This window comes from Clostridium sp. SGI.024, from assembly GCF_050315195.1.
In the GTDB taxonomy this organism is placed as follows: Bacteria; Bacillota; Clostridia; order Clostridiales; family Clostridiaceae; genus Clostridium.
Window position 1 is genome coordinate 16,301 of sequence record NZ_JBNPON010000009.1, and the last position, 25,439, is coordinate 41,739.

26 protein-coding genes, 1 pseudogene and 1 riboswitch are annotated in these 25,439 nt (G+C 26.5%); of the genes and pseudogenes, 2 read left to right on the plus strand and 25 right to left on the minus strand.

Annotation, left to right across the window (positions count from 1 at the left end; translation table 11 throughout):
• Positions 1–6 precede the first annotated feature (6 nt).
• From ACQRD5_RS04675 to metA, 9 genes are all read right to left on the minus strand, one after another.
• Positions 7–675 (minus strand): NAD(P)-dependent oxidoreductase, encoded by a 669-nt coding sequence (locus ACQRD5_RS04675; protein WP_291630292.1) that lies wholly within the window; start codon positions 673–675, stop codon positions 7–9.
• Positions 633–1,838, minus strand: coding sequence for a glutamyl-tRNA reductase (hemA, locus tag ACQRD5_RS04680; protein WP_294364198.1), 1,206 nt, complete (start codon positions 1,836–1,838; stop codon positions 633–635). The genes ACQRD5_RS04675 and hemA overlap by 43 nt, the downstream gene beginning before the upstream one ends.
• A 233-nt stretch (positions 1,839–2,071) precedes the next feature.
• Positions 2,072–3,034, minus strand: coding sequence for a sulfite reductase subunit C (gene asrC, locus ACQRD5_RS04685; RefSeq protein WP_291627357.1), 963 nt, complete (start codon positions 3,032–3,034; stop codon positions 2,072–2,074).
• Between the two features lie 11 nt (positions 3,035–3,045).
• A complete protein-coding gene (gene asrB, locus ACQRD5_RS04690; protein ID WP_291627356.1) occupies positions 3,046–3,840 on the minus strand; it encodes an anaerobic sulfite reductase subunit AsrB in 795 nt (264 codons plus the stop codon).
• A 1-nt stretch (position 3,841) separates the two neighbouring features.
• On the minus strand, positions 3,842–4,849 hold the full coding sequence (gene asrA, locus ACQRD5_RS04695) for an anaerobic sulfite reductase subunit AsrA (protein ID WP_291627354.1): 1,008 nt from the start codon (positions 4,847–4,849) through the stop codon (positions 3,842–3,844).
• Between the two features lie 213 nt (positions 4,850–5,062).
• The gene (locus ACQRD5_RS04700) at positions 5,063–5,752 is read right to left on the minus strand and encodes a Crp/Fnr family transcriptional regulator (protein ID WP_291627360.1); all 690 of its coding nucleotides are present in this window, start codon (positions 5,750–5,752) and stop codon (positions 5,063–5,065) included.
• Positions 5,753–5,912: 160 nt separating this feature from the next.
• Positions 5,913–6,311, minus strand: a complete 399-nt coding sequence (locus ACQRD5_RS04705) for a DUF2871 domain-containing protein (protein ID WP_291627352.1) — start codon at positions 6,309–6,311, stop codon at positions 5,913–5,915.
• A 205-nt stretch (positions 6,312–6,516) separates the two neighbouring features.
• Positions 6,517–7,026 (minus strand): hypothetical protein, encoded by a 510-nt coding sequence (locus ACQRD5_RS04710; protein ID WP_291627350.1) that lies wholly within the window; start codon positions 7,024–7,026, stop codon positions 6,517–6,519.
• A 140-nt stretch (positions 7,027–7,166) separates the two neighbouring features.
• On the minus strand, positions 7,167–8,084 hold the full coding sequence (gene metA, locus ACQRD5_RS04715) for a homoserine O-acetyltransferase MetA (protein ID WP_291627348.1): 918 nt from the start codon (positions 8,082–8,084) through the stop codon (positions 7,167–7,169).
• Positions 8,085–8,211: 127 nt separating this feature from the next.
• Positions 8,212–8,314, plus strand: a riboswitch (purine riboswitch).
• A 42-nt stretch (positions 8,315–8,356) separates the two neighbouring features.
• On the opposite strand from metA, the pseudogene ade reads away from it, so the two are divergent.
• Positions 8,357–10,094 (plus strand): annotated as a pseudogene (ade, locus tag ACQRD5_RS04720) (adenine deaminase).
• Between the two features lie 100 nt (positions 10,095–10,194).
• Here the strand turns inward: ade and ACQRD5_RS04725 are convergent.
• The 10 genes from ACQRD5_RS04725 to ACQRD5_RS04770 form a co-directional block, all read right to left on the minus strand.
• Positions 10,195–11,106, minus strand: coding sequence for a PucR family transcriptional regulator (locus ACQRD5_RS04725; RefSeq protein ID WP_291627344.1), 912 nt, complete (start codon positions 11,104–11,106; stop codon positions 10,195–10,197).
• Between the two features lie 296 nt (positions 11,107–11,402).
• Positions 11,403–12,638, minus strand: coding sequence for an NAD(P)-dependent oxidoreductase (locus ACQRD5_RS04730; protein ID WP_291627359.1), 1,236 nt, complete (start codon positions 12,636–12,638; stop codon positions 11,403–11,405).
• A gap of 32 nt (positions 12,639–12,670) precedes the next feature.
• Positions 12,671–13,879: a [FeFe] hydrogenase H-cluster maturation GTPase HydF gene (gene hydF, locus ACQRD5_RS04735; protein ID WP_291627342.1), complete on the minus strand. Its 1,209-nt coding sequence runs from the start codon at positions 13,877–13,879 to the stop codon at positions 12,671–12,673.
• 12 nt (positions 13,880–13,891) lie between these two features.
• Positions 13,892–15,271 carry a [FeFe] hydrogenase H-cluster radical SAM maturase HydG gene (gene hydG, locus ACQRD5_RS04740; RefSeq protein ID WP_291627340.1) on the minus strand — a complete coding sequence of 460 codons (1,380 nt, stop codon included), beginning with the start codon at positions 15,269–15,271 and terminating at the stop codon, positions 13,892–13,894.
• Positions 15,272–15,294: 23 nt separating this feature from the next.
• Positions 15,295–16,404 (minus strand): [FeFe] hydrogenase H-cluster radical SAM maturase HydE, encoded by a 1,110-nt coding sequence (gene hydE / locus ACQRD5_RS04745; protein ID WP_291627339.1) that lies wholly within the window; start codon positions 16,402–16,404, stop codon positions 15,295–15,297.
• A gap of 54 nt (positions 16,405–16,458) precedes the next feature.
• A complete protein-coding gene (locus tag ACQRD5_RS04750; protein WP_291627337.1) occupies positions 16,459–16,710 on the minus strand; it encodes a TM1266 family iron-only hydrogenase system putative regulator in 252 nt (83 codons plus the stop codon).
• A 433-nt stretch (positions 16,711–17,143) separates the two neighbouring features.
• Positions 17,144–17,530, minus strand: a complete 387-nt coding sequence (locus ACQRD5_RS04755) for an NUDIX domain-containing protein (RefSeq protein ID WP_291627335.1) — start codon at positions 17,528–17,530, stop codon at positions 17,144–17,146.
• Positions 17,531–17,777: 247 nt separating this feature from the next.
• Positions 17,778–17,912, minus strand: a complete 135-nt coding sequence (locus ACQRD5_RS04760) for a clostri-philic family protein (RefSeq protein ID WP_291627333.1) — start codon at positions 17,910–17,912, stop codon at positions 17,778–17,780.
• A 61-nt stretch (positions 17,913–17,973) separates the two neighbouring features.
• Positions 17,974–18,390 carry a DUF3785 family protein gene (locus ACQRD5_RS04765; protein ID WP_291627331.1) on the minus strand — a complete coding sequence of 139 codons (417 nt, stop codon included), beginning with the start codon at positions 18,388–18,390 and terminating at the stop codon, positions 17,974–17,976.
• Positions 18,391–18,436: 46 nt separating this feature from the next.
• Positions 18,437–20,194 (minus strand): helicase-related protein, encoded by a 1,758-nt coding sequence (locus tag ACQRD5_RS04770; RefSeq protein ID WP_291627329.1) that lies wholly within the window; start codon positions 20,192–20,194, stop codon positions 18,437–18,439.
• A 245-nt stretch (positions 20,195–20,439) separates the two neighbouring features.
• On the opposite strand from ACQRD5_RS04770, the gene ACQRD5_RS04775 reads away from it, so the two are divergent.
• Positions 20,440–20,976, plus strand: coding sequence for a hypothetical protein (locus ACQRD5_RS04775; RefSeq protein ID WP_291627327.1), 537 nt, complete (start codon positions 20,440–20,442; stop codon positions 20,974–20,976).
• Positions 20,977–21,038: 62 nt separating this feature from the next.
• Here the strand turns inward: ACQRD5_RS04775 and ACQRD5_RS04780 are convergent, their stop codons facing one another.
• From ACQRD5_RS04780 to ACQRD5_RS04805, 6 genes are all read right to left on the minus strand, one after another.
• Positions 21,039–21,956 (minus strand): patatin-like phospholipase family protein, encoded by a 918-nt coding sequence (locus ACQRD5_RS04780; RefSeq protein WP_291627325.1) that lies wholly within the window; start codon positions 21,954–21,956, stop codon positions 21,039–21,041.
• Positions 21,957–22,131: 175 nt separating this feature from the next.
• Complete coding sequence (gene rplT / locus ACQRD5_RS04785) at positions 22,132–22,488, minus strand: 50S ribosomal protein L20 (RefSeq protein ID WP_291627323.1); 357 nt, start codon at positions 22,486–22,488, stop codon at positions 22,132–22,134.
• Positions 22,489–22,514: 26 nt separating this feature from the next.
• Positions 22,515–22,712, minus strand: coding sequence for a 50S ribosomal protein L35 (gene rpmI / locus ACQRD5_RS04790; protein WP_016206790.1), 198 nt, complete (start codon positions 22,710–22,712; stop codon positions 22,515–22,517).
• A 20-nt stretch (positions 22,713–22,732) separates the two neighbouring features.
• A complete protein-coding gene (infC, locus tag ACQRD5_RS04795) occupies positions 22,733–23,245 on the minus strand; it encodes a translation initiation factor IF-3 (protein ID WP_291627358.1) in 513 nt (170 codons plus the stop codon).
• 299 nt (positions 23,246–23,544) lie between these two features.
• Complete coding sequence (locus ACQRD5_RS04800; RefSeq protein ID WP_291627318.1) at positions 23,545–23,856, minus strand: rhodanese-like domain-containing protein; 312 nt, start codon at positions 23,854–23,856, stop codon at positions 23,545–23,547.
• Between the two features lie 161 nt (positions 23,857–24,017).
• Entirely contained in the window at positions 24,018–25,319 is a 1,302-nt protein-coding gene (locus tag ACQRD5_RS04805; protein WP_291627316.1) for a homoserine dehydrogenase, read from the minus strand.
• Positions 25,320–25,439 lie beyond the last annotated feature (120 nt).

The window sequence follows — 25,439 nt, forward strand, 5'->3', positions numbered from 1 at the left end:
TATCTCCTATAAATTCCTATATATTTTATTTATAACTTCTTTTTTAAAAAACATTTCTAAAACTAATTTATCTTTTTTCTTTTCATAAATATATTTAAAATCTTCACTACATACAAAATTAATTATATCACTTTTATTTTCAGTTATAGCTTTAGCTGATTTTCTAACTAATGAAGAAAATCCAATAAATTCATCATATTCCTTTAAAACTTCAATAACTTTTTCTGCAAGTATTAGTGAGCCCTTTGGATTACCATAATTAGTATTTACAGCAAAGCTTATATTATTTAAACTTCTTTGTACAGGTGCTATTGCCATACTCTCTAAATAATCTTCTACATATATATATATCTTATAAGCTTTATCACAATCTTTTTTAATTTTTTCATTTAACTCTTTATTATTAGTTGCTATTATAACTATATGCTTGTTATTTATAAAATCCTTATAATAGCTATTTTTTATAAGCTTAATGTTTTCTAGTTCCTTAAATTCTTTAATAAAATCTAAAGATAATACTTCAACATTACAATTTTTAGCCAAAAAATTTTTAGCTTTAATATACCCAACCTTACCTCCACCTATAACTCCTACATTAGTTTTTTTAGAAACTAATGAAAGATAAGTGTAATCTATATTTTCTTTAAAAATATCTTTTCTAATATCTTTAAACATTCTTTTCCTTGCCCCTTTAATTGCTCTTCCTTTAAAACTTCTATAGCTCTATTTACATAATAATCAGAAGTACTTTTTATAAGGATTTGTGCAATCTCTCTATCTTTTTTATTATGGCATTTATTTTGCAATGTATTTTGTCTTTCTTCAACAATCTTTAAACTATTCTTTTTCATACTTTTAATTATATCAGATACTTCCCTTAAATCCTTCCATTTAAGATAATTATCTATATGTTCTTTGATTATATACTTAAACTCTAACATTCGTTCTTTTCTTAAGTTTTTATTTTCATCATCTATAGAACTTATTTCATCTATATCATAAAGTTTTACTCTACTGAATTCTTTAATTCTTTCATCTATATCTCTAGGCATGGCTAAATCAAATATAATAATTTCTTTACCTACTTCATTTATATGTTTCTTTTCTATAATTAAATGTGGAGCAGATGTACAAGAAATAACACAATCCATATTATTTATTATTTTTCTAGCCTCTTCATATGTCATAATTTTAACTCTTTTATCTTCTACCCCTTCAATCTTATCTATATTCCTAACTACAAGATTTAAAGCTTCTATATCATTTGAAAGTGCATATTTTACAACAAGACTTCCAACTTCACCATATCCGATAACCATTATTTTTCTAGCATTCTTTTTTATTGCTTCACTTACTGAAATAGATGCAGAAGAAACTGGAATTTCATATAATTTCCCATCTGTCCTAAACTTTTTCCCACAAGTAATTGCTTCTTGGAAAAGTCTTTGCAATTCATGGTTTATAGAGAAAACTTCCATTGATAAAGAATATGCTTCTTTTATTTGCCCTAAGATTTGATCCTCTCCTAATATTTTAGAATGGAATCCACAAACTACTTCCATTAGATGTTTTACAGCATCAATTTCTTCTAAATAAAAGCAGTTTTCTTTAAGCTCAATATCCCACTCTAATACTTCAAATATTCTTTTTACACTTTCTTCACCTTTTAATGATCCATTATAATAAATTTCTGTTCTATTACATGTACTTAAAATAACTACTTCATCAAAGTACTGAAGTAATTTCTTTGTATATTCTCTTTTCTTTTTTGGAGATAAAGTTAGCTTTTCTCTTATTTCTACTCCAGTATTTTTCTTAATTCCTAAAAGCTGAATCATAATTTTACTCCTAAATTAATATACTTACGTCTTTTTATTATATTCCCCTTATTATACTACTATTAATTATTTTTTTCATTTTTCTGTTATTGATAATTTTTTATCACTCTAAATTAACATAAGACCGCTACTTAATTATAGCGGTCTTAAAACTTCATATAATTATTTTACATATTTAGCATACTGTTTGTCTAATAGATAATTATAATCTTACTAATAGGTATTTACTTATATTAATATCTTATACCGCTCCAGTAAATATTATTTTTAACTACAGCTTTATCTGAAAGCTTAACTCCCTCAAGAGCCCATTTCTTATATTCCATAAAGCCAGTTCTATCTACTATATATCCAATATGTTCTTTTCCACCTGGTGCATTTTTATCTATATATTCTTCAACATATTTATAAGTATTTAAAATTATTTTAATTATACTTTCTTCATCAACCCATACTATAAAATCTTCTGCTAATCTAGGATTTTTCTTTCCTGTTCTTCCCATTATAGCTAGTCTATAATATTTTTCCTTACTTCTAGTCCATGCTCCAGTTGGACAATTAATTACACATTCTCCACAGCCTATACATTTACTATGATCTCTAACTGGTCTATAGTTTTCTGGGTGCAGTGCTTCTGTTGACTTTTTCTTACAAGCTCTAACGCAAGCTCCACAAGAAACACATTTATCCTTATCAAATTGAGGTTCTGTCATTCCTATAATACCAAAATCATGCATTCTTGCTTTTATACAATCATTAGAGCAACCTGTTAATGCTATTTTAAAATGTAAATCGTTAGGGAAGATTGCTTTTTCAATTTTTTTAGCAAAATTCGTAGTATTATAATTGGCAAATGGACATACTTTGTTTCCTATACAAGCAGATACGTTTCTTGTTCCTGCTGCTGTATATCCCTTACCTGGAACTTCTTGATTTATTTCTAATCCTTCTATTATAGGTTGAAGGAGAATGTTAACTTCTGCAATGTCTTCCATATCTATACCTGGAATTTCAAATCCTTGTCTTGTAGTTAAGTGAACTGTACCATCACCATACTTATCTGCAATTTCTTGAATTAATCCTAAGTATTCTGCCTTTAAGAATCCACCTGGTACTCTTATTCTTGAAGCTGTTATTCCTCTTCTTTTAGTAACTCTAAAGGCATTTTTTTTCAGCTTTTTAGTATTGATATCCATAGTGTCTCCTCCTAATCTATTAATTCTTTTCCTTTTGTATAGTTAAATACAGGTCCATCTAAACATATATAAGTATCATCTATTTTACAGTGACCACATTTACCTATTCCACAACACATTTTTCTTTCTTGTGATATCCATATATTTTCTTCTTTAATTCCAAGCTTTAAGAATTCTAAAACTGTAAATTTCATCATCATAGGTGGTCCTACAACAACTACTTGTACATTTTCCATATCTTTAATTTCAAGTTCTGGAACGTACTTAGTAACAAGTCCAACTTTTCCTTCATATCCTTCTTCTGCTCCATCAACTGTTAATATAAGGTTTATATTCTTTTCCCATTCCTTTATATCATCTTTAAAAAGAATATCCTTAGGAGACTTAAATCCAGAAATTAAAGTAAAGTTTTTACAATCATTCATGTTGCTTGAGAAATAATCTACTATTCCTTTAACTGGTGAAAGTCCTGTACCACCTGCTACTACTATTACTTCTTTATCCTTATAATTATTTATATCAAAGCCATTTCCATATGGTCCTCTTAAGAATAGCTTATCACCAACGTAATTATTAAATATTTCATCTGTTACCTTACCAACTTTTCTTATTGTTAAGTCAACATAATTTTCACCAATTCCACTTACTGATATAGGTGCTTCCCCATACTTTGGTAGAGATACTTCAAAGAATTGACCTGGCTTAACATCACCTTTAAATTCCATTCTAAAAGTATATTCAATTTCTGTATGCTTAATAACTTCTAATATTTTTGAAATAAATGGTATGTATTCATTTTTAGTCATATTACTTCACCTCATCCATAGCTTTTTCTAATTTATTCACACAATTTGAGAATGAAATATATTCAGGACATGCATCATCACATCTTCCACATCCTACACACATATGATATCCCCATCTCTTTTTATAATCATAAACCTTATGAAGTACCTTAAATCTCATTCTTTGTCCTTTTTCTTTTCTAAAGCTATGACCTCCAGCCATATCTGTATATCCATCTACTTGACAAGATGCCCAAACTCTTCTTCTTTCTCCAACTTTTCCATTATCCTTATAAAATATATCTTGCATAGTGAAACATGTACATGTAGGACATACAAAATTACATCTTCCACAAGCTATACATCTTTCTGAATACTCATCCCAAACTTTAGACTTTATAATATTTAAATCTATATTATCTGGGATATTTACTTTAACATCATTGTCTTTAACAAAATCTGGACTAACTTCTGCAGATTCATTATTTAATTTAGTAAATAATTGTTCAAACTCTTCGTCTTTAATATCTAAATATACTTCATTATCAACTTTTTTAACATAAACATTATACTCATCAGTTTTATTAGTTCCCATACTTACACAGAAGCAATTATCAAAACTCTTTTCACATCCTATTAATACAAACTTAGCTTTTTCTCTAAGCTTTTTATAATAAGGATCTTCAAAGCCATTTCTTAAATAAATATCATCAATTCTTCTTAAAGAATTCATATCACAACTTCTTAAAAAGATTAATATAGATTTTTCATCTACATTAGGTTCTTTAGCTTCATCTTCAGTAAAGAAAAATAATGTTTGAGTAATTGGAAGTAATACTTCCTTATATGAAAAATTAGATTTTTGATTAAACTCAACTTCTTCTATCTTTGATACTTCACCATATCTTATAATATCAGTATCTGAAAATTTTCCTTGTCCTTCAAAAACCTTTGGTGCATATATTTTATATTTTTTTGAAAGCTCTTTTAAAGCATTGTTAAATTCCTCTACTTTAAGTTTATATCCCATTTAAAACACCTCTTAGTTTACTTTTTTCTTTCTTAACATAATAAAAAATGGTATTTCTAAAAATAGACTACACCATATTACTAAATTAGATATCAACTTTCCTTCTCTAGGATTGTTACAATAATAACAATTTGTAAGATTATTATAATATTAAACAAAAATAAAAACTGTGATTATTATCACAGTTAATTGTTTTTTCTATTATTTTTTATATTATATACCCTTAAAAAATCTTGAAAGTTCATCTCTATCTTTTATTATTATTTTTTTCTTTTCAAATATTATTAAACCTTTTTCTTGAAGATGTTTTAATGCTCTAGATATAGTTTCTCGAGGTGCTCCAAACATATCAGCTAAATAAGTTATACTGACATTTAAATCTATTAATGTACCGTTGTAAACATTAACACCATAATCTTTAGATAACTTCCATAGCTTTGCAGCCACTCTTTTTTCAACTTTAATAGGTGTTGAATTTTTTAATTGCCTATATAACCTTCTTACTTTTATAGTTAATGATGAAATAACTATCTTAGTTAATTCGAAATCTTTTTTCATTACTTCTTCAAATCTAACTTTATCAAAGGCTAATATTTCTGCTTTTTCAAAGACTTCACAATTTATAGAAGCAGGTAAATCATCTAAAACCACTGCATTTATAATTGAATTCTTTCCTAGAATAAATACTACTTTTTTTTGAGCAGATTCATTTAATTTATATAATGCAACTTTTCCACTATAAACTATATATATCTTATTAACTTTTTCCTTGTCTCTAAATATATGACTTCCTTTAACAAAGCATTTAACCTCACCAAAATCAGATAAAGCTTCTTTGGTTTCTTTAGCTATTTTATTAAATAACTCCATATTTTCTAATTGAAACTTTATTAAATCTTTCATTTTCATATACCAACCCTATAATATATTCAAATATATTATAACATTATTTTAAAACTGTAACTATTTGAAATATAAATATTAAAAGAAACATTTTAAAATAATAAAATGTTTCTTTTAATTTTAATCTTAGTTTACCAAACTTTAAAGATTTTATTAACTTTTATTCTTTTATAGATTTATTTACAATAACTACAAACCAAACTAATGCTATAGAAATCAATACATGGCCAAGTCCTGCTATATGGTTTAATCCTGCAAAATCATTACCTAATACTTGTAATATACCTCTAGCTGTTAAGGTAGAAAGCAAATAAATTAATGAAACATTATAAAAAATACACCATGATTTAAATCCTTTTATTTGTGATATTTTAAAGTTCTTAACTAGAAGCAATACTAATATAAAGAACATAAAACCTAATGTTAGTGCATGGGTATGTACACCTACTAAAGCTGTTTTTCCTTCAAATCCATTTATTTTAGTAAATTCTCTATAAACAACTCCCATAGCTAGTCCTAAAACTAAATAAATAGCTGCTAAATTAAAATATTTTTTCATTATTACCTCCACATTATAATAATTATTATCATATAATATCAAATATATATAATAATATAACAAATTTAATATTTTTTTAATTAAATAATAAGACAAATAAATTAGGAGTTGTAGAAACAACCCCTAATTAAAAATTTAGAATGTAAATCATAGAATTAACTAAGTAATTTTAAAGAAATTACTAAAAATATATTTATTTCATTTTTTATAGTATTTTATATTTTATAGTATTCTCATACTCATCTCTATACTTCGTTCTTACTTCAACTTTATAATTATCTCTATAAAACTTATTAACCTTATCTAAAAAATCTACAATTTCAGTGTATATACTTAATGGCTTTCCTTCAGCATCTCGTTCTGTTCTTTCTATTACATTAATCAATAATGAATTATTGGATTCTCTTAATCCTTCTAATAATAGTATGTTTTTTAAAAAGAACTTTTCTATTAATCCCTTTAAGTCATTGTTATTAATAGGTCCATATAGGTTGTATATGCTTTTAGGTTCAATTGATGTTAATATAAATTTTATTTCATCTACTTCATCATTATATTTTATTAAAGAAATCTTTCCTTCTATATCCTTTAATTTAGATAATCCTTGATTTTTACTTAAAGCTACATATACTTCTAATTCTTTTGAAATAAGGTATTTACAAAAGGCTATAAAAAATTCGTTTATTTCTCCTAAAATTACTATTCTTTCTTCCATAATTCCTCCAAAATTTATGGTTTCTTTTATATTATACTATTTCATATAAAAAAAGTGCTATCTTTCAATTTAGCTTAAAAAAGAAAAAATATAGAATTTATGCTATTTAAATTTTAAACTATTTTAAATAGTAACCGCCTTTACCTAATATTTTTAATATTATATGGAGTATTTTGATAAATACAATAATTAATCCAATTGCCAAAAACTATATTTGCACTTCCCCTCCATCTTACATTAGGTACTTCTTTAATATCATCTTTAGGAAAATAATTTTTAGGAATATCTATTTTTATTCCTTTATCATAATCTCTTAAGTACTCATTCTTTAGTGTATCCCTATCGTATTCTAAATGACCTGTTATAAATATTTGTCTCTTATCTCTTGTTGCAATTATAAATGCTCCAGCTTCCTCTGATTCTGCTAATATTTCAAGCTTTTTAACTTTATTTATATCATCTATTAATGTAGTTGTATGTCTTGAATGTGGTGCATAAAAAACATCATCTAAACCTCTTGTTAAGTCCTCATTTATTATATTTACCTTATGAGGAAATACCCCAAACATTTTTTTATCTAAAGGTACTTTTTTTATATTATAATGATAATATAAAGCTGCTTGTGCTCCCCAACAGATGTGTAATGTTGAAAAGACATTTACCTTACTCCATTCCATTATTTCCTTAAGTTCATCCCAATATAATACATCCTCAAAGTTCATAGTCTCGACAGGTGCCCCAGTTATTATTAACCCATCAAATTTATCATTCTTCACATCTTCAAAATAATTATAGAATTTTTCTAAATGCTCTATAGGAGTATTTTGAGATGAATAACTTTTTGTTTGTATCAATGTTATTTCTATTTGAATAGGAGTATTAGATAAATATCTAAGCAATTGATTTTCAGCTTGAATCTTTATTGGCATTAAATTTAGAATTGCTATTTTTAAAGGCCTTATATCTTGCCTTTGCGCCCTTTCAATATTCATTACAAATATATTTTCATTAGATAAAACTTTAAAAGCTGGAAGCTCTACTGGAATTTTTATTGGCAAAATAACCCCCTCCTTATATAATATTAAAACATATAATTAGATATTTTTATAGTTATAAGTTCTTTATTTGTGCGAAAATAATGAATATTAATATAACTTTACCTTTGACAGCTTGTCTTCAATTACATATAATATATACAAAAAACTTTATATAAGCTTGATAAAATGGTTCAGACATCTATACTTATACTACCGTAAATAGTATAACAAAAAAGTTTTAATCCAGGTGATGTTGTTTATTTTTATGTTTAAATATTCTCAGGGGTGGATTTATGAATAAAAAAAATTTTATATCTCAAATTAAGGCTTCAAGTAAAGTTGAAATATGTGACTTAGTTATTAATAACATAACTATTGTTGATGTATTTCAAAACAATTCTTTTATAGATAATGTAGCTATTAAAAATGGGGTCATTGTAGGCTTCGGTAATTATAGTGGACTAGTTGAAATTGATGGTACTGGTAAATACATTTGTCCTGGTCTTATAGATGCTCATGCACACATTGAATCTTCACTAGTAACTCCAAAAGAATACTACAAAGCTGCTTTATTACACGGAATCACATCTATTGTTATTGACCCACACGAAATTGCTAATGTACTAGGAGATAAAGGTATAAAACTTATTATGGATCTTGCTAAAGATACTCCATTTGATTATTACTTTATGCTTCCTTCTTGTGTACCAGCTACTTATTTTGAAACTTCTGGTGCTATATTAGAAAGTTCTGATTTACATCCATTATATAATGAGCCTAATGTTTTAGGTCTTGCAGAAGTTATGAACTATCCTGAAGTTATAAACTGCTCTGATGATATGATTAATAAGCTTTGGGATGCCAAATCAAGGGGCCTTGTTATTGATGGTCATTGTGCCGGATTTACTAATGATATGTTAAACGTTTATTCTACAGCTAATATTTCTACTGACCATGAATCTCATTTAGCACAAGAAGTTATTGAAAAACTAAGAAGAGGTATGTATGTTCACCTTAGGGAAGGCTCTGTAGCTAAAAACTTAAAGGAATTAATAAAATCAGCTTCTATTTCTAATAGTAGAAGAATTTGTTTTTTGTACAGATGATAAACATATAGATGATTTAGAAGAAAATGGAAGTATGGATAGTTCTATAAGAACGGCTATATCTTATGGTTTATCACCTGAAACTGCTATACAAATGTGTACACTAAATCCTTCAGAATGCTATAACTTAAAATATAAAGGAGCAATAGCACCTGGTTATACTGCTGATTTTATAATATTAGATGATTTGTATAACTTTAAAATTAATTCAGTTTATAAAAATGGTAAATTAGTAGTACAAGAAAATAAATTAGTATGTGATATATCTAAAACAAAGTATGATTTTCCTATTTTAAATAATATTAATACTAAAAGTATTACTTCAAAAGACTTAGAAATAGATTTAAAAGGAAAAACAATATTAAATGTAATTGAAATCATGCCAAATAAACTAGAAAGTAATCATGTGAAAATTAATATAAATACTTTAAAAGATACTAATAGTTTTAAATCAGATGTAAATTTGGATTTACTAAAAATAGCTGTAATTGAAAGACATAAAAATACAGGTAATATTGGACTTGGTGTAATAAAAGGACTTAATATAAAATTTGGAGCCATAGCTACAACAGTGGCTCATGATTCTCATAATTTAATTACCTGTGGAACATGCGATGAAGATATATTATTTGCAATAGAAGAGCTAAAAAAAATTAATGGTGGAATTATAGTTGTTAAAAATAGAAAAGTACTAGCATCCATTCAGCTAGAAATTGCAGGACTTATAACTGCTAGAGAATATTCTGATGTTATCTCTGACTTAAATAAACTTCACTTAGCTATAAATGAAGTAGCTCCTGATATAAACTTCAATCCTTTTTTAACTTTATCTTTCTTGTCTCTTCCAGTTATTCCAGAATTGAAAATAACTGATAAAGGCTTATTTGATGTAAATAAATTCAAATTTATTGAAAATGCTTATTAATAAAATGAATAATGTAGAAAGTAGGATTATTAAAAAAATTCTACCTTCTACATCTTATTAAATTCTTATTTAAATCAGCTTTGTAAAGCTTATTTTTTATCTAATAATTTACTTTACTATTCATATAAAGTATATATAAAAATGTAGCTTCCTTAAAATTACGTATATCGAATCCAGTTTCTTTCTTTATTTTCTCGATTCTGTACATTAAAGTATTTCTATGAATATATAGGTTTTTAGCAGCTTTTGTTAATGATAAATCACATTTTAGTATTTCCTCTAAGGTTTGTATTAATTCATAGTTAAATCCCTTAAATATATTTTTATACTCTTCCTTAATATTTTGAGAATATTCATTTGATAAATTATAAATAGCTCTTTCTAAATACATATCTTTTAAACAATATATTTCAGGCTTTATTTTAAATCTTCTGCCTATATCCAAGGCTTGTACAGCTGCTTTATAGGAATTCTTAAAGCCCTTGAAAGTTCCATCTAAATCACTTATACTTATTTTTGCATTTACCCCTAATATTTGTATAATAGTTTCTTTTAATGAAAATGCATGATCTTTTTCATCTTCTAAATTTCCTACTACTATTATCCTATCGTATATTTCACCAACATAAAAATCATTATCTAAATATGTATCTCTTATTATTTCTAAAACTTCATCTTCCTTATTACTTTCAATTAATAGCATTTTATTAGCTTTTGTAATAATAGATTCCTTTAAAACATCCCATTGTTTTCTACCTTCTAATAATTCTTGTACTATATTTTCTTTTTTAATACACTTGTTTAGTAAATATTCAACTATAGGTATTATTCTCATATCTTCTTGTTCTAGTATAATTTTATATTGTTCATTATCTATAGTTATCTTTCTCATAATCTTAGATTCTCTTGATGGTAAATTATCATATATTTCATTATTATTAACATCTAATAATCTAACTTTTATATTAGTATCATTGCATAACTCATTTAATAATTCTACTATTGCTCCCATTTAATCCTCCACCTTATTTATAATCCTTTGATAATTATATTATATATGAATTTTCAGAGAATTAAATAATTTATTTACAAGCGTTTTATTTCTTCAATTACTTTATTAATATTTATTCTTACAAATTCTATAGATAATTCATCCTTAACATATGAACTTTATCTAATATTATATAATAATATCAAACCCCATAGTTTCTTTTAATAACTAACTTATACTCACTATTATATATTTTTTATATTAAAATAAAAAAGACCAATATAATTAATACTACAACTGGTCTCTTTTAATAATTTTTATTTATTTTTTAAAATATACTTTTCAATTTCTTCTGCTACTACCTTAGCATGTGATGCTGCTCTTACTACAGTCTTAGCTCCAGTAACTACATCTCCTGAAGCAAAAACGCCTTCTCTTGTTGTATGACCATACTCATCAGTTAATAATAATCCCCATTTATTTGTTTCAAGTCCTGTTGTGTTTGAAACAATATTGTTTTTAGGTGATTGACTAACGGCAATTATTATAGAATCACATTCAAATAATCCTTCTTTTCCTTCTATTGCTACAGTGCTTACTCTACCATCATCACCAATAGCATTTTCTGTTTCTATGTATTTTACACCCTCTTCGGTTAATTCTAAAGGAGATTTAAATAATTCAAATTTAACTCCATCTGAAATTGCTCCTTCTAATTCAACCTTTGTTGCAGGTATGTTTTCCATTCCCTTTCTGTATAAAATATAGACTTCTTTTGCTCCATTTATCTTTGCAGTTCTTGCTGCATCCATCGCTACATCACCAGCACCAATTACACATACTTTATCTCCTAAGTTATAAACATTAGGCGATTTTAAATAGTCAATTGCATAATGTACATTTCCTAAGCTTTCTCCCTTTATATCTAAGGTTTTAGGATTCCATACCCCAGTTCCAATAAATATTGCTTTATATCCATCGTAAAAAAGCTTGTCTAAAGTAAGTACAGGTCCAATTAATGTATTTGGTCTTATTTTAACACCTAATTCAATTAATCTTTCTTCATAATGATCTATGATACTTTTCGGCAATCTAAATTCTGGAATACCATATCTTAATACTCCACCAATTTTATCATGAGAGTCAAACAAAGTAATCTTATAGCCTTTTTGTGCAAGTATAAAGGCTATTGTTATACCCGCTGGTCCCCCTCCTACTATAGCAATTTTTTCATCTAGTTCTGCTTCTTTTTCTAATTTAACATTTTCTAAATAATACTTTGATATATGCCTTTCTATATCACAAAATCTTACTGGCTCACCCTTAATTCCTCTAATACAATTGCCCTTGCATTGATCTTCATGAGGACAAACTATGGAGCAAACTAAAGAAAGTGGATTATTATTAAATAACATTTCTCCAGCCTTTGCTATTTGTCCTTCCTTAAACAAATCTATTATTTCTGGAATTGGAGTGCTTATTGGACAATGAGCCTTACACCTTGGATTTTTGCAAATATAACATCTATTTGCTTCTAAAACTAAATCTTTCATCATAATTCCCCTTTTCCTTCGTAATTTATAATTTATATTATATCATCTATTTGCATATTTAACAAAGATAAACTTCTTTCTAATATTCCATTTAAATATGCTAGAACTATACCATAATTAGTTATAGGAACATTTTTTTCCTTACATTCATTAACTCTATTAATTACTGTTTTTCTATTAATCATACATGCTCCACAATGAATAATTAAATCATATTTATCTATATCCTCTGGGAAATCATGAAAAATACTATATTCATAGCTTAATTCTTCACCCACAAATTTATTTATTAGCTTAGGTATTTTTACTCTTCCAATATCCTCATGGGATACATTATGAGTACAACTTTCAGCTATTAAGATTTTTGAATTTTTATTTAAACTATTAATTTTGAAAGCCCCTTTTATAAACTCTTCAAAATCTCCCTTTTGTCTTGCAAATAACATAGAAAAGCTAGTTAGTTTTATATGACTTGGAACTATTTTGTCTACTTCCTTAAAAGCTTGTGAATCAGTTATTACTAAATCAACATCCTTTATATCTTTTAAAGCAGCTTCAAGTTCAGTATCTCTTACTACATAACTCTTTATTCCATGATCTAAACAATCTCTTATACATTGAACTTGTGGTAATATTATTCTCCCCTTTGGAGCTTCTGAATCTATAGGTACTACCATTATTACCTTACTATTATAAGGAAGCAAATCACCAACTATTGGAATCTCCTCTTCTTCTTCCTTTAAAATATTTATAAGTTTTCCTTTTAAATCTTCAATCCCCTCACCAGTTAATGAAGATATAAACAAGTAATCCTTATTTTTTTCTTTTAATAGGTTTAATTCTTCATTTTTTAATTTATCTATTTGATTAATAACTGCAATATAAGGTATATTATATTTTTTAAAATTTCTCTTTATTTTATTAAATTCTTCTAAATCTATATCTAAAGCATCAAAAAGATAAATTGCTATATCTGTCCTTTTTAATATATCTAAAGTCCTTTTAGTCCTTATTTCTCCAAGGCTACTTTCATCTTTAAATCCAGCTGTATCTATAAATAGTACTGGACCTACAGGTATTAATTCCATAGCCTTTTGAACTGGATCTGTTGTAGTTCCTTCTTTTTCTGAAACTAAAGATACTTCATGACCTAAAAGCTTATTAATTAATGATGATTTACCTGCATTTGTCTTTCCATAAATAGCTATATGTTTTCTATTTGCATTGGGTGTTGAATTCATACTACAACCCTCCTATAAATATAGATCTCTTTCTCCTGCTCTTAATCTTTCTAAGTTTTTCTCTAGTAATTCCTTAATATCTTTTCTCTTTATATTTTCTTTTTCTCTATTAATAACAGCTTCTGCTTTTTCTAATATTTCTTTATCACCATAATCTATAGCAAATTCTAAAAGAGTAGTTATTGCATTTGGTTCACAAACATTTTGGATTTCTCCACTCTTTGCAAGCTTCATAAATCTTTCTCCAGTTCTTCCTCTTCTATAACAAGCTGTGCAATAACTTGGAATATATCCATCATCTAATACTGATTTTATTACATCTAAAGGCGTTCTATCATCAGATGTTTTAAATTGAACACTATCATATTTTCCTTCTTCTCTTTCTTTGTATCCTCCAACACCAGTGCTTGAGCCTGCACTTATTTGTGATACACCATATCTTAATAATTCTCTTCTCATTTCTTCTGTTTCTCTAGTAGACATTATTATTCCAGTAAATGGAACTGCTATTCTAATAATAGCAACTAATTTTTTAAACATTTCATCATCTACTAAATTAGGGAACTCTTTAAGTGTTACTCCTGAAGCTGGCTTTAATCTTGGCATTGATATTGTATGGAAACCAACTCCATATTTATCTTCTAAATGCTTATTGTGCATCATAAGTCCTAAAACTTCGAATTTAGGATCTGCAAGGCCGAATAAAACCCCACCACCAACATCATCTATTCCAGCTTCCATAGCTCTATCAAAGGAAGTTAAATGATAATTATAATCTCCCTTTAAAGACTTTGGATGCATATTATCATAAGTTGGCTTATGATATGTTTCTTGGAATAATATATATGTTCCAATTTTAGCTTCTTTAAGTTTTCTATAATTTTCTACAGTTGTAGCAGCAATATTAACATTAACTCTTCTTATTTCACCATTATCATTTTGAGTTGAATAAATAGTTTTTAAACACTCTAAAACATACTCTATTGGTGCATTTACTGGATCTTCTCCAAGTTCTAGAGCTAATCTCTTATGACCCATTTTTTCTAATATTTTAACCTCTTCTGCTACCTCTTCCATAGTTAACTTTCTTCTAGAAAAATCATTAGTCCTCTTATATCCACAGTACACACAATTATTTACACAATAATCACTAACATATAAAGGAGCAAAAATTACTATTCTTTTTCCATATATAGAATCCTTAATTTCTCCTGCTAGCTTGTATATTTCTTTCATATCTTCTTTATCTTCAGCTTGTAAAAGTACAGCTATATCTTCATATGATAATCCACTTCTTTTTTTAGCCTTTTCTAAAACTCTCTTAATATCTTCTCTAGTAGCTCCCTTAGCTTCTTCTAAAATTCTTTCAATATACTCATGATCAATAAACATTTAATACACCCCTACACTCTAATTTATATTAATTTTATATTTTCAAGCTGAATATTACCTTTGCTTGATTTATAATAGCCATTATCTTTTGCCCAAGCTACATTATCACCTCTTGTAATTTCAACCTTAAAACCAGCTTTATTTATCCTTCCTTCTATACACTTTCTACATTCTGCAGCTTCATCTCCTGTACATATTTTCCCATCATATAAAGAATATTTTTCTCTCACACTAGTTGGAGAAAGATTTGGCATTACTACATTTCCACCTGCTTTAATTCCCTTTTCCCTTCCTATAGGATCTATACTTCCAAGAGCAGTAGTTGAAGGTAATAGAACACTTGGTAATAATAACCTAACTAAAGCTAATATTGTAGTTGTCATTTCCACAGTTCCACCTATTTTATCCTTTAATGGAGTATCTTTATGTGGTATAAATGGACCTATCCCACACATATGAGGTTCAAATTCTTTTACAAATAGTAAATCATTAACTAAATCATTAGTGCTTTGATTAGGTAATCCTACCATAAAACCTGCACCAACTTGATATCCAATTTCTTTTAAATCTCTTAAACACTTTCTTCTCTCTTCAAAACTTGCTCCTGGATGCAAATCTTCATAAAGTTCTTTTGTAGCAGTTTCATGTCTTAAAAGATATCTATCTGCTCCTGCTTCGAACATCCTTTTATAAGATTCATAACTTCTTTCCCCTATTGATAATGTAATTGCATTATTAGGATACTTACTTTTTATAGCCTTTATAATTTCTATCATTCTTTCATCAGTAAAATAATCATCTTCTCCACCTTGAAGTACATAGGTCTTGTATCCTAATCTATCTCCAATTTCAACACATTCTAAAATATCTTCTAAAGTTAATCTATATCTATCAGCATTTTTATTTTCTCTTCTTATTCCACAATAAACACAATTTTTTTTACATATGTTAGTGAATTCTATAAGACCTCTCATATAAACTGTATTTCCATAGGTTTTCATTCTTGTTTGGTGGGCTTTTTCTACTAAATAAGTCTTATCATTTTCTGTTAAATTATCTAATAAAAATACAAGTTCCTCTCTACTAGCATTGTTAGTTTCATATAATTTATCAATTATATTTTTTATATTCATTCTATACCTCCAAATTTATAATGTAGAATATAAAATTATTAATTTTTCGCGATGCTATAACATAGCCTCTTTTTTACTAATAGCAGTTTTAACTGTTACACCTTCTATATTTCCAAGCCTTCCTGTTAAACTATTAATTTCATTTAAACTTCCAACTACTACTATTGATATAACGGAAGTTTCATCATCTAAGGGAATACCCATTCTTCCCTTTATACTTCCTCTAAAGCTAGATACAACCTCATTAAAATTAGCATTACATTTACTAGGTTTTTCAAGTATGGCACTAATAACAGCGATTTTCATATTTTCCTCCTAAAAAAATTTATAGATTATCTTATTCTTTTTTTAATCAATCAAAAAAATCCTGTTTTCTTAAAAGAAAACAGGATCTATATTAATAATAAAAGTTATTACAAAAAAACTTAAACTATAACTAGTCTAATAATAGCCTTTATTATTAATATACTTTTATCTATTTTCTTTCAAATCAGATTTCTCTTTTTTGTCAGATTAATATTTTTTAAAATTTATATAATAAATATACAAATGAGTATGAATAGAATTCATAAAACAAATGAGTATTTATTATTCTTTATTTCCATCATAAATATAATAGTTCCTTATGTCAATAGTTAATTTTTTATCAATCCTAAAAAAATATATAGAACTGCACATGCAGCTCTATATAAAAACATTTCTATAAAAACTAAGACTTAAATTAGTAATTTAAAAATTCTTATCTATTTATATAACACAAAATTTTTTCTTTTTCATATTCAGCTAAATCATAATTTTCTAATTCTTTTGCACTAACCCACTTACCTTCTACTATATCATTTCCATATACTATTTTTTCTTTTAACTGACCTAAATAAACAGCACATAATTCATCTTTTTCAGCACTTATTTTAATTTCTCCTAATTTTTCCAAATTAAAAATTATAGACTTCAAATCATCTTTTATAGCTCTTGCAATACACTTTTCTTCAGTTTCTTTTCCTCTTATTTTCTTTCCTACTATATACCATAATTTTGGCTCATTTCGTTTTGTTTTTCTCCTAACAATAAATATATTATTGAAATCATCTTTTATAATTACAGAACATTCTGCAATTCTACCCATTATGTTTCCCTCCTAAAGTCGATATAATATTATCTTTATCATTATTTTAATTTGTAGTGCTTATATTTATATTCTACATAAATTTAAAATTACCTTTAATATATTTATAGTTTTTATCTTAATATTATTTTAAAATCCTTTTTAAATTTCAATAAGCCATCTCAGTAGATTTTTTATCTACTAGAGATGGCTTATAATTTTTTAATACTTTCAATATTTTCTATATTAATTATATGAAAGCACTTTCTTAGATTGGATTTCCGTCATAGTCTGTATATTCTGGTTTATTCTTATCATTACCTATATTGTTTTGATTTTCATGTAATCTTTGTCTTCTTGTACCCTTTTGCTTTGGTGTTTCAGTCTTAGTATTCTTAGGCATATTAACACATCCTTTCAAATGTATTTTATACCCTTAATAATTTTTAATACATTACTATTATTTACAATTCAAATTCTTCTATCTCTATAGCATAAGTTCCACAATTCTTACACACTATAACTGTTACTATATAACTTTTATCAACTATTCCTTCTCTGCTAAGTCTAGTAAAAGATTTTTTATCATAGTTAGTATCAATACTACTAGTTACATAATTATTATTTTTACCATATGCATAAAAATAAAATTCTAAGAAGTCAAACACCTTTTTCTTTTCTTCTTTTCCATCTTTACAATTACTGCAGCAAGTTTCGTAATAAGCTTTTTGAAACTCTACTTCATCACTATTTGATAGTAATTCTAATACTTTTTCTTCATCTATTCCTTTAAGTTCTTCATTTTCATCATTAGCAAAGTATTCTAAATTATCTTCTCCTAAAATATATTCTTTTTCATCAAATTTAAATTTGTATTCCATAATATCTTCCTTTCAAGGATTTAATAAATCTATTATAACATATTAATTATAACCTAATTAATATTTCATTAATATCCTCACTTATCTTTATTCTTTCTTCATATATCCATTTAAAATCAAATTCTAGTTTAAATAACTTGCAGAAAGAATAATACATATTTATTCTTTGATAATATACTTCAAGTTCATCTAAATTTCCTCTAAAGCATTGAGGCTTACTTATCACCTTATTTTTTAATATAAATAATTCCTCAACATATCCTAAGAATGTATCCATAAGTTCCTCTTTTGAAATATCAAAGGGGATCTTTAATAATTCCCATTGAATTTCTTCTTTTAATTTATATTTCTTTATCCTATCTAAAATTATTAAATATTCATTTATATCCATCTTTCTATAATAATTTAAAGCTTCTTCTCTAGTAGACCATAAAGCCAACTTCTCATTTAGTGGTAGGCTTTTTATATTTAATATAGCTTCTGAAGGACCTAAAACTGCTTTTCTTATTATACTATCCTCTTCATCTAATTTTTCTTTGATAAATTTTTGATTATCACGAACTGTAGCTACATATCCTACTTCATAGATTCCTTTTCTACCGGCTCTACCTGCTACCTGTTTTACTTCTTGAGACGTTAAACTTCTTATTTCTTCTCCATCAAATTTTTGAATATCCAAGAAAATTATACGCTTTATAGGTAAATTTACTCCCATTCCTATAGCATCCGTAGTTACAAGAATTTTATTTTCTTTATTTATAAACATATCATATTGCTTTCTTCGTACTTCAGGTGGAAGATCTCCATAGATTATACTAGTTCTAACTCCTTTTTCTGAATATTGCTGTGCTATCTGTAATACTTTTTTCTTAGAAAATACAACTATAGCATCTCCTTCTTCTGCATTATCATAAGAGAAATTTTTATTTTCTACTTCTAAAGGAATACTTCTTTTATACTCCTTAAATTCATAATCATCTTCACAATCCCTAAGTATTTCTTCTACTATTTTCTTAGCATTTAAAGCACCACATATATGAATTTCTTTACTTCTTAATCCAAGTAAAGCTCTAGTCCATGCAGCTCCTCTTTGGGAGTCATTTATCATCTGTATTTCATCTATAATGGCAATATCATATTCTTTTTTTAAATCTACCTTCTCAATTGTACAGGAGGTATGAGTAGCTCCCTCCTTTAGTATTTCTTCTTCTCCAGTTAATAAGTTACATATTATATTACTATTGTTTAGCTTCTCAAAATTTTCTAAAGCTAGTATTCTTAAAGGAGATAAATAAACTCCATTTTTTGCTTCCTTTAGCCTTTCCATTGCTGTATATGTTTTTCCTGTATTCGTTTCTCCAAGATGAATAAATACTTTTCTTTTTATATTTCTTGCTAATTTATATTCATCTTTAGGATTTTTAGGAAAGTTTTCTTCAAATTCTTTAGATATTATTTTAGGTATATGCTGTTTTGTTAATACTGTCATAAAACCAGAATTAATAAAACTATTATAATTTCCCCTTATAACTTGATAAAAATCAAAATCAGTATTATGCTTTTGGTTATAATCATCTAATAATCTTTTAGAAATATACTCTAATAATTCTTCATATCTATCTCTAACATCTTTATATTCTTTAAATCCTTCATCTTCCATATCAATAAGTTGTCTTATCTTCTTTCTAAGAGAAGATTCTTGTTCTATTAATGCACCTACTTTTGAATTATGTGCTATTTCCTCAATATGATTAATTTGAGATTTTAATTTCTTAAACTCTCTTTGCATTGCATTTTTTTTCAAATCATCACCTCTTAATTATCATTCCTATAATTTCCTTAATCAATTATATCATTTTTTATTTATTTATTTCTATTTTTCGTTAAAAGCCTAATTTTTATTATTATAAGTTTATACTTAATTTAATCTCTACCTATTTATATAATAATTTTATTATTTTTTATATTTTCTTAATGATATATTAAGAATTATATATTATAATTCTTATATATTTATCTTTAACTAATTATCGGGGGATGATTTAAGAAATGACCAAGAAAAAAATTTATCTAGTGTTTTCTAATACAGGAACAATACTATCAAAATGCATTAATTATTACACGAAAGATAAATATGTCCATGTTTCCTTAAGTTTTGATGACACTTTTGAAAAAATGTATTCATTTGGAAGAATATTTCCTAGTAATCCATTTATAGGTGGTTTAGTTGAAGAAAACTTAAGAGATGGAGTTTATAAAAAATTCCAAAATAGTCAATGTGTTATTTATAAAATTGAAGTTACAAATAAACAATACTTATTATTAAGAAATGAACTAAATCTTTTTTTACAAGACCAAAAAAAATATAGATACAGCCTTCTTGGCTTAATAGGTGTGGTAATTAATAAACCAATTAAAAGGAATAATAGATATTTTTGTTCAGAGTTCATTTCACATCTATTAATAAAAAGCGAAATATATGATTCAGATAAGATTCCTAGCTTAATTAAGCCTAGTGATTTATTAAATATTAATGATAAAGAATTTGTATATGAAGGTTTAACTTATAATTATAAGGCAATTTAAAATGTGCTGTATCACAATGAAAATTTAAAGAAGAAACTCCGAAAGGAGTTTCTAAGATAATTTTATTTATTATTTTTATTCTTATTTTTATTCAATATTGATTTAAAGTAATTATATGTCTTAAATAATCTTGGAAACTCCTCTTTTTCTTCTAAAAGAACCTTATATTCAGCCATTTTTAATATAGGCTCTATACTCCTCATAGTATCCTCATAGCCTTCTTTTATTCTATTTTTTTTAGCTTCTTCATCTAAATTTAAAGTCCCATTAATAACACTTTCATTTAGATTTCGTGGATAAAGTTCTATAATATGTGTATTAGGATACAACTCTCTATCTATTCGTGATTCTTTTGATAGTAGTACTACTATAATTATATCACAACCTTCTCCATATACAGGTTGAATTGGTGTATTATCCGCCATTCCACCATCTATATATTTTTTCCCCATAATATCTGTTGCTTCATATATTAAAGGTAATGATGCTGACGCAATTATTATTTCTTTTCCTAAATCTTCTGTATAATCATTAACTTTAAAATATTTAACATTAAAATCAGGTAATTCTGTGCAAGCAGCATAGCATATTTTATTCTTAGCTTTAACACATTCTATGTCTAGATACTTATCTATTATTTCCTTAGCTCCATCTTTAGAAACAGCACCTTCATATATTTTTTGATTAATATATTTTTTGGCAAAATTAATGTTTTTTGATCCAATAACTAGTCCTATTCCTTTTTTCAATAAGTCGAACTTACTTATGGGAACTATTTTGTCCATAGTTACTTCTTCCCATAGCGCCTCTGCTTTTTCTATGCTATCTTGTGCAAATAGAATTGCATTAAATGCACCTATTGATGTTCCAGAAAATACATCAATATATTTATCTATTTTTAGTTCCTTTAAGGCCTTCCAAACTCCAAGTTCATAAGCACCTTTTCCTCCCCCTCCAGATAAAACTAATCCTATCTTCATATAACTCCCCTCTTTTTATACCACTGTTAATTATCATTTATTATATTATAATTATACATCTTTTGTTCTATTTATCCTTGTTAATTTTATATTAAAATTAATTTTATATAAAGTCTTTGAAAAGTAAATAAGCTTATAGTGTATAATAAATCTACACTATAAGCTTATTTATAAATTATTTTAAAGAATTCTTTGCTAATTCTACTAAATCAGTAAATGCTTTTGGATCATTTATAGCAATTTCAGATAACATCTTTCTGTTCATATCTATTCCTGCTAATTTAATTCCATTCATAAACTTTGAATATGAAAGTCCATTCATTCTTGTAGCTGCATTTATTCTAGCTATCCAAAGTCTTCTAAAATCTCTCTTCTTTAATCTTCTTCCAACATATGCATTTCTTAAAGCTCTTATTACTGATTCGTTAGCAGTTTTAAATAATCTACTTTTTCCACCGTAATAACCTTTTGCAAGCTTTAATACTTTTTTATGATTCTTACGAGCGTTGGTTGCTCTTTTAACTCTAGCCATGTTTAATCCTCCTAAAAACCTCTATATTATAGGTATGGTAATAATTTCTTCATTGCTTTTTCTTGAGTAGTTGAAACATAAGCAGCTTTTCTTAAGTTTCTCTTTCTCTTTGAACTTTTCTTAGTTAATATATGACTCTTAAAAGCCTTAGCTCTTTTTAATTTTCCAGTTCCAGTCTTTTTGAATCTTTTTGCTGCACCTCTATGGGTTTTCATTTTTGGCATTATACTAATCTCCTCTCAAGTTATGCTTTTTTTGGGCCTAAAACCATTGTCATGTTTCTGCCTTCATGTTTTGCTGGTTTTTCAACTACACAAACATCTTCTAACTTCGAAACAAAATTATCTAAAATTCTTTGTCCTATATGTCCTAATTGTGCTTCTCTTCCTTTAAATCTAACAGTGATTTTAACTTTATCCCCGTCTAATAAAAACTTTCTAGCATTTTTTGCTTTAATTGCAATATCATTTTCTTCAATAGTTAAACTACATCTTATTTCTTTAATTGTAGTAACCTTTTGCTTTTTCTTTGCTTCTTTTTCCTTCTTAGATTGCTCATAAATATATTTTCCTAAATCCATTACTTTACATACTGGTGGATTAGCATTTGGAGAAATCATTACTAAATCTAATTCTTTCTCTTCTGCAATTTTTTGAGCCTCCTTTGTAGGAACAACTCCTAATTGTGCACCATCTGCATCAATTAATCTAACTTCCTTAACTCTTATAGCTTCATTACAAGTAAAATCCTTACTTATACCAAGTCACCTCCAAAATATTATCTAAAAACACAAAAACTAGAGGACATATCATGCCGTCCTCTAGTGCGTATAAAAATCTAGTTATATAACTAGTAATTATTACTAAACTAATTACCCTACTAAGCCATGCCGTAAGGTGAGAAACGGCTGTTTCTACTTAACACATTTGTTATTGTAACATTTATTTTTAGAACTGTCAATTATTTTACATGTTTTTTAGACCTATCAATTATTTCACATCTTTATTTTATCCTATTTCCTATAATTTATACTAAAAAATTATGTAAGAATATTATCTATTCAATTTCTCCATTGAAGTCTAATATACCACCTCTTAAATTATATAAGTTATTAAAGCCTTCACTTTCAAGAAAATTACAAGCAACGCTACTCCTTACTCCAACTTTACAATATACTAAAATTGGCTTATCTTTATATTTTTCTAATTCATCTACTTCCCATTCTATTTCTTCTACTGGTATATTTATTGAGTTTACAATTCTCGATTCTTTAAATTCATTAGGTCTTCTAACATCTAAAATTAATAAATTCTCTTTATTTTTAATTAGTTTTTCAGCTTGGCTACTATTTATTGATTTAATACTCATTTTACTTTCTCCTATTGTTTTTTTATATTATAGTACTTTAATCTTATATTCTCAATAAAAACTATTCATATAAAAAGTAAAGAATTATAATAATATAAGCCATATTAATACTAATTTACCAGTTTGGTAATATTCTTATTAATACAGCTCTAATAATTATCTTAATTAAAATCTTCTATTCTTATTAAATTATTTAATTTGTATACTGATTTCAGCTTACAAACATTATTTATTGCATTTCTAAGATTTCCTTCATTGCAATCATGTGTTACTAAAACCAATGTAACTTTATTTTCATTTACTGAATCTATCCCTTTTTGTATAACAGATCTCAAACTTACATTTTCATTTCCAAAAACAGAAGTTATTTCTCCTAATACACCAGTTCTATCTTCTACAGATAATCTAATGTAGTATTTGCTATTTATTGTATTAATATCGTTTATTTCTTTTTTCCATAAATTATTTTTTACTACTGGATTTAAATTATCTATATCAATATTATTTCTTAATATTGCTACTATATCAGAAACAACAGCACTTCCTGTTGGTAAGTCTCCTGCTCCTCTACCGTAAAACATTAAATCACCAACAGCATTTCCACGTATTAATACTGCATTGAAAGAGTCATTAACATTTGCTAACGGATGATTTTCTGGTATCATAGTTGGATGAACTCTAAGTTCTAATTTTCCTTCATTATCTTTTACTATAGCTAATAACTTTATTACTTTTTTAAATTCTTTAGCATATTCTATATCTATAGCTTCAACATTAGTAATACCTTCTCTATAAACATCTTCAACTTTAATTTTTGTTCCAAAGGCTAAAGAAGATAATATTGCTAATTTATATTGTGAATCATATCCTTCAATATCTGAAGTTGGATCTGCTTCAGCATACCCTTTATCTTGAGCTTCCTTTAATGCTTCATTGAACCCTAAATTATCATAATCCATTTTAGTTAATATATAGTTTGTAGTTCCATTTACTATACCATATAATCTTTCTACTTTATTAGCCGTCAAACTTTCATTTATGCCTTTAATTATAGGAATACCACCAGCTACACTTGCCTCATAATTGAACATTACACCTTCTTTATCAGCTTTTTCAAAAAGCTCATCCCCACCTGTAGCAAGTAACATTTTGTTTGCTGTAACTATGTGTTTCTTTCTGTCCATAGCTGCTAACATATACTCTCTTGCTGGTTCAATTCCGCCCATTACTTCTACTACAATCTTAATTGAATCATCTTTAATAATATCATTGATATCTGTAGTTAAAAGATTTTTAGGAACTTCAATTTCTCTAGCTTTATTAATATCTCTAACTAATATCTTGGCCACTTCTACTTCATAGCCTGATCTTTTCATAATTTCTTCTTTGTTTGAATTTAATATCATCCAAACTCCACGCCCAACATTGCCTAGCCCCATTAAAGCAATTCTGACTTTTTTCATGTTGTTTCCCCCTTAAAAATTTTTTATTAATATTTTATATTTACTTACTGCTAATATATTTATTATACTCACTTACTTTATAATTTACCATTATTTATTACAACTTTACAAGCAAAAAAA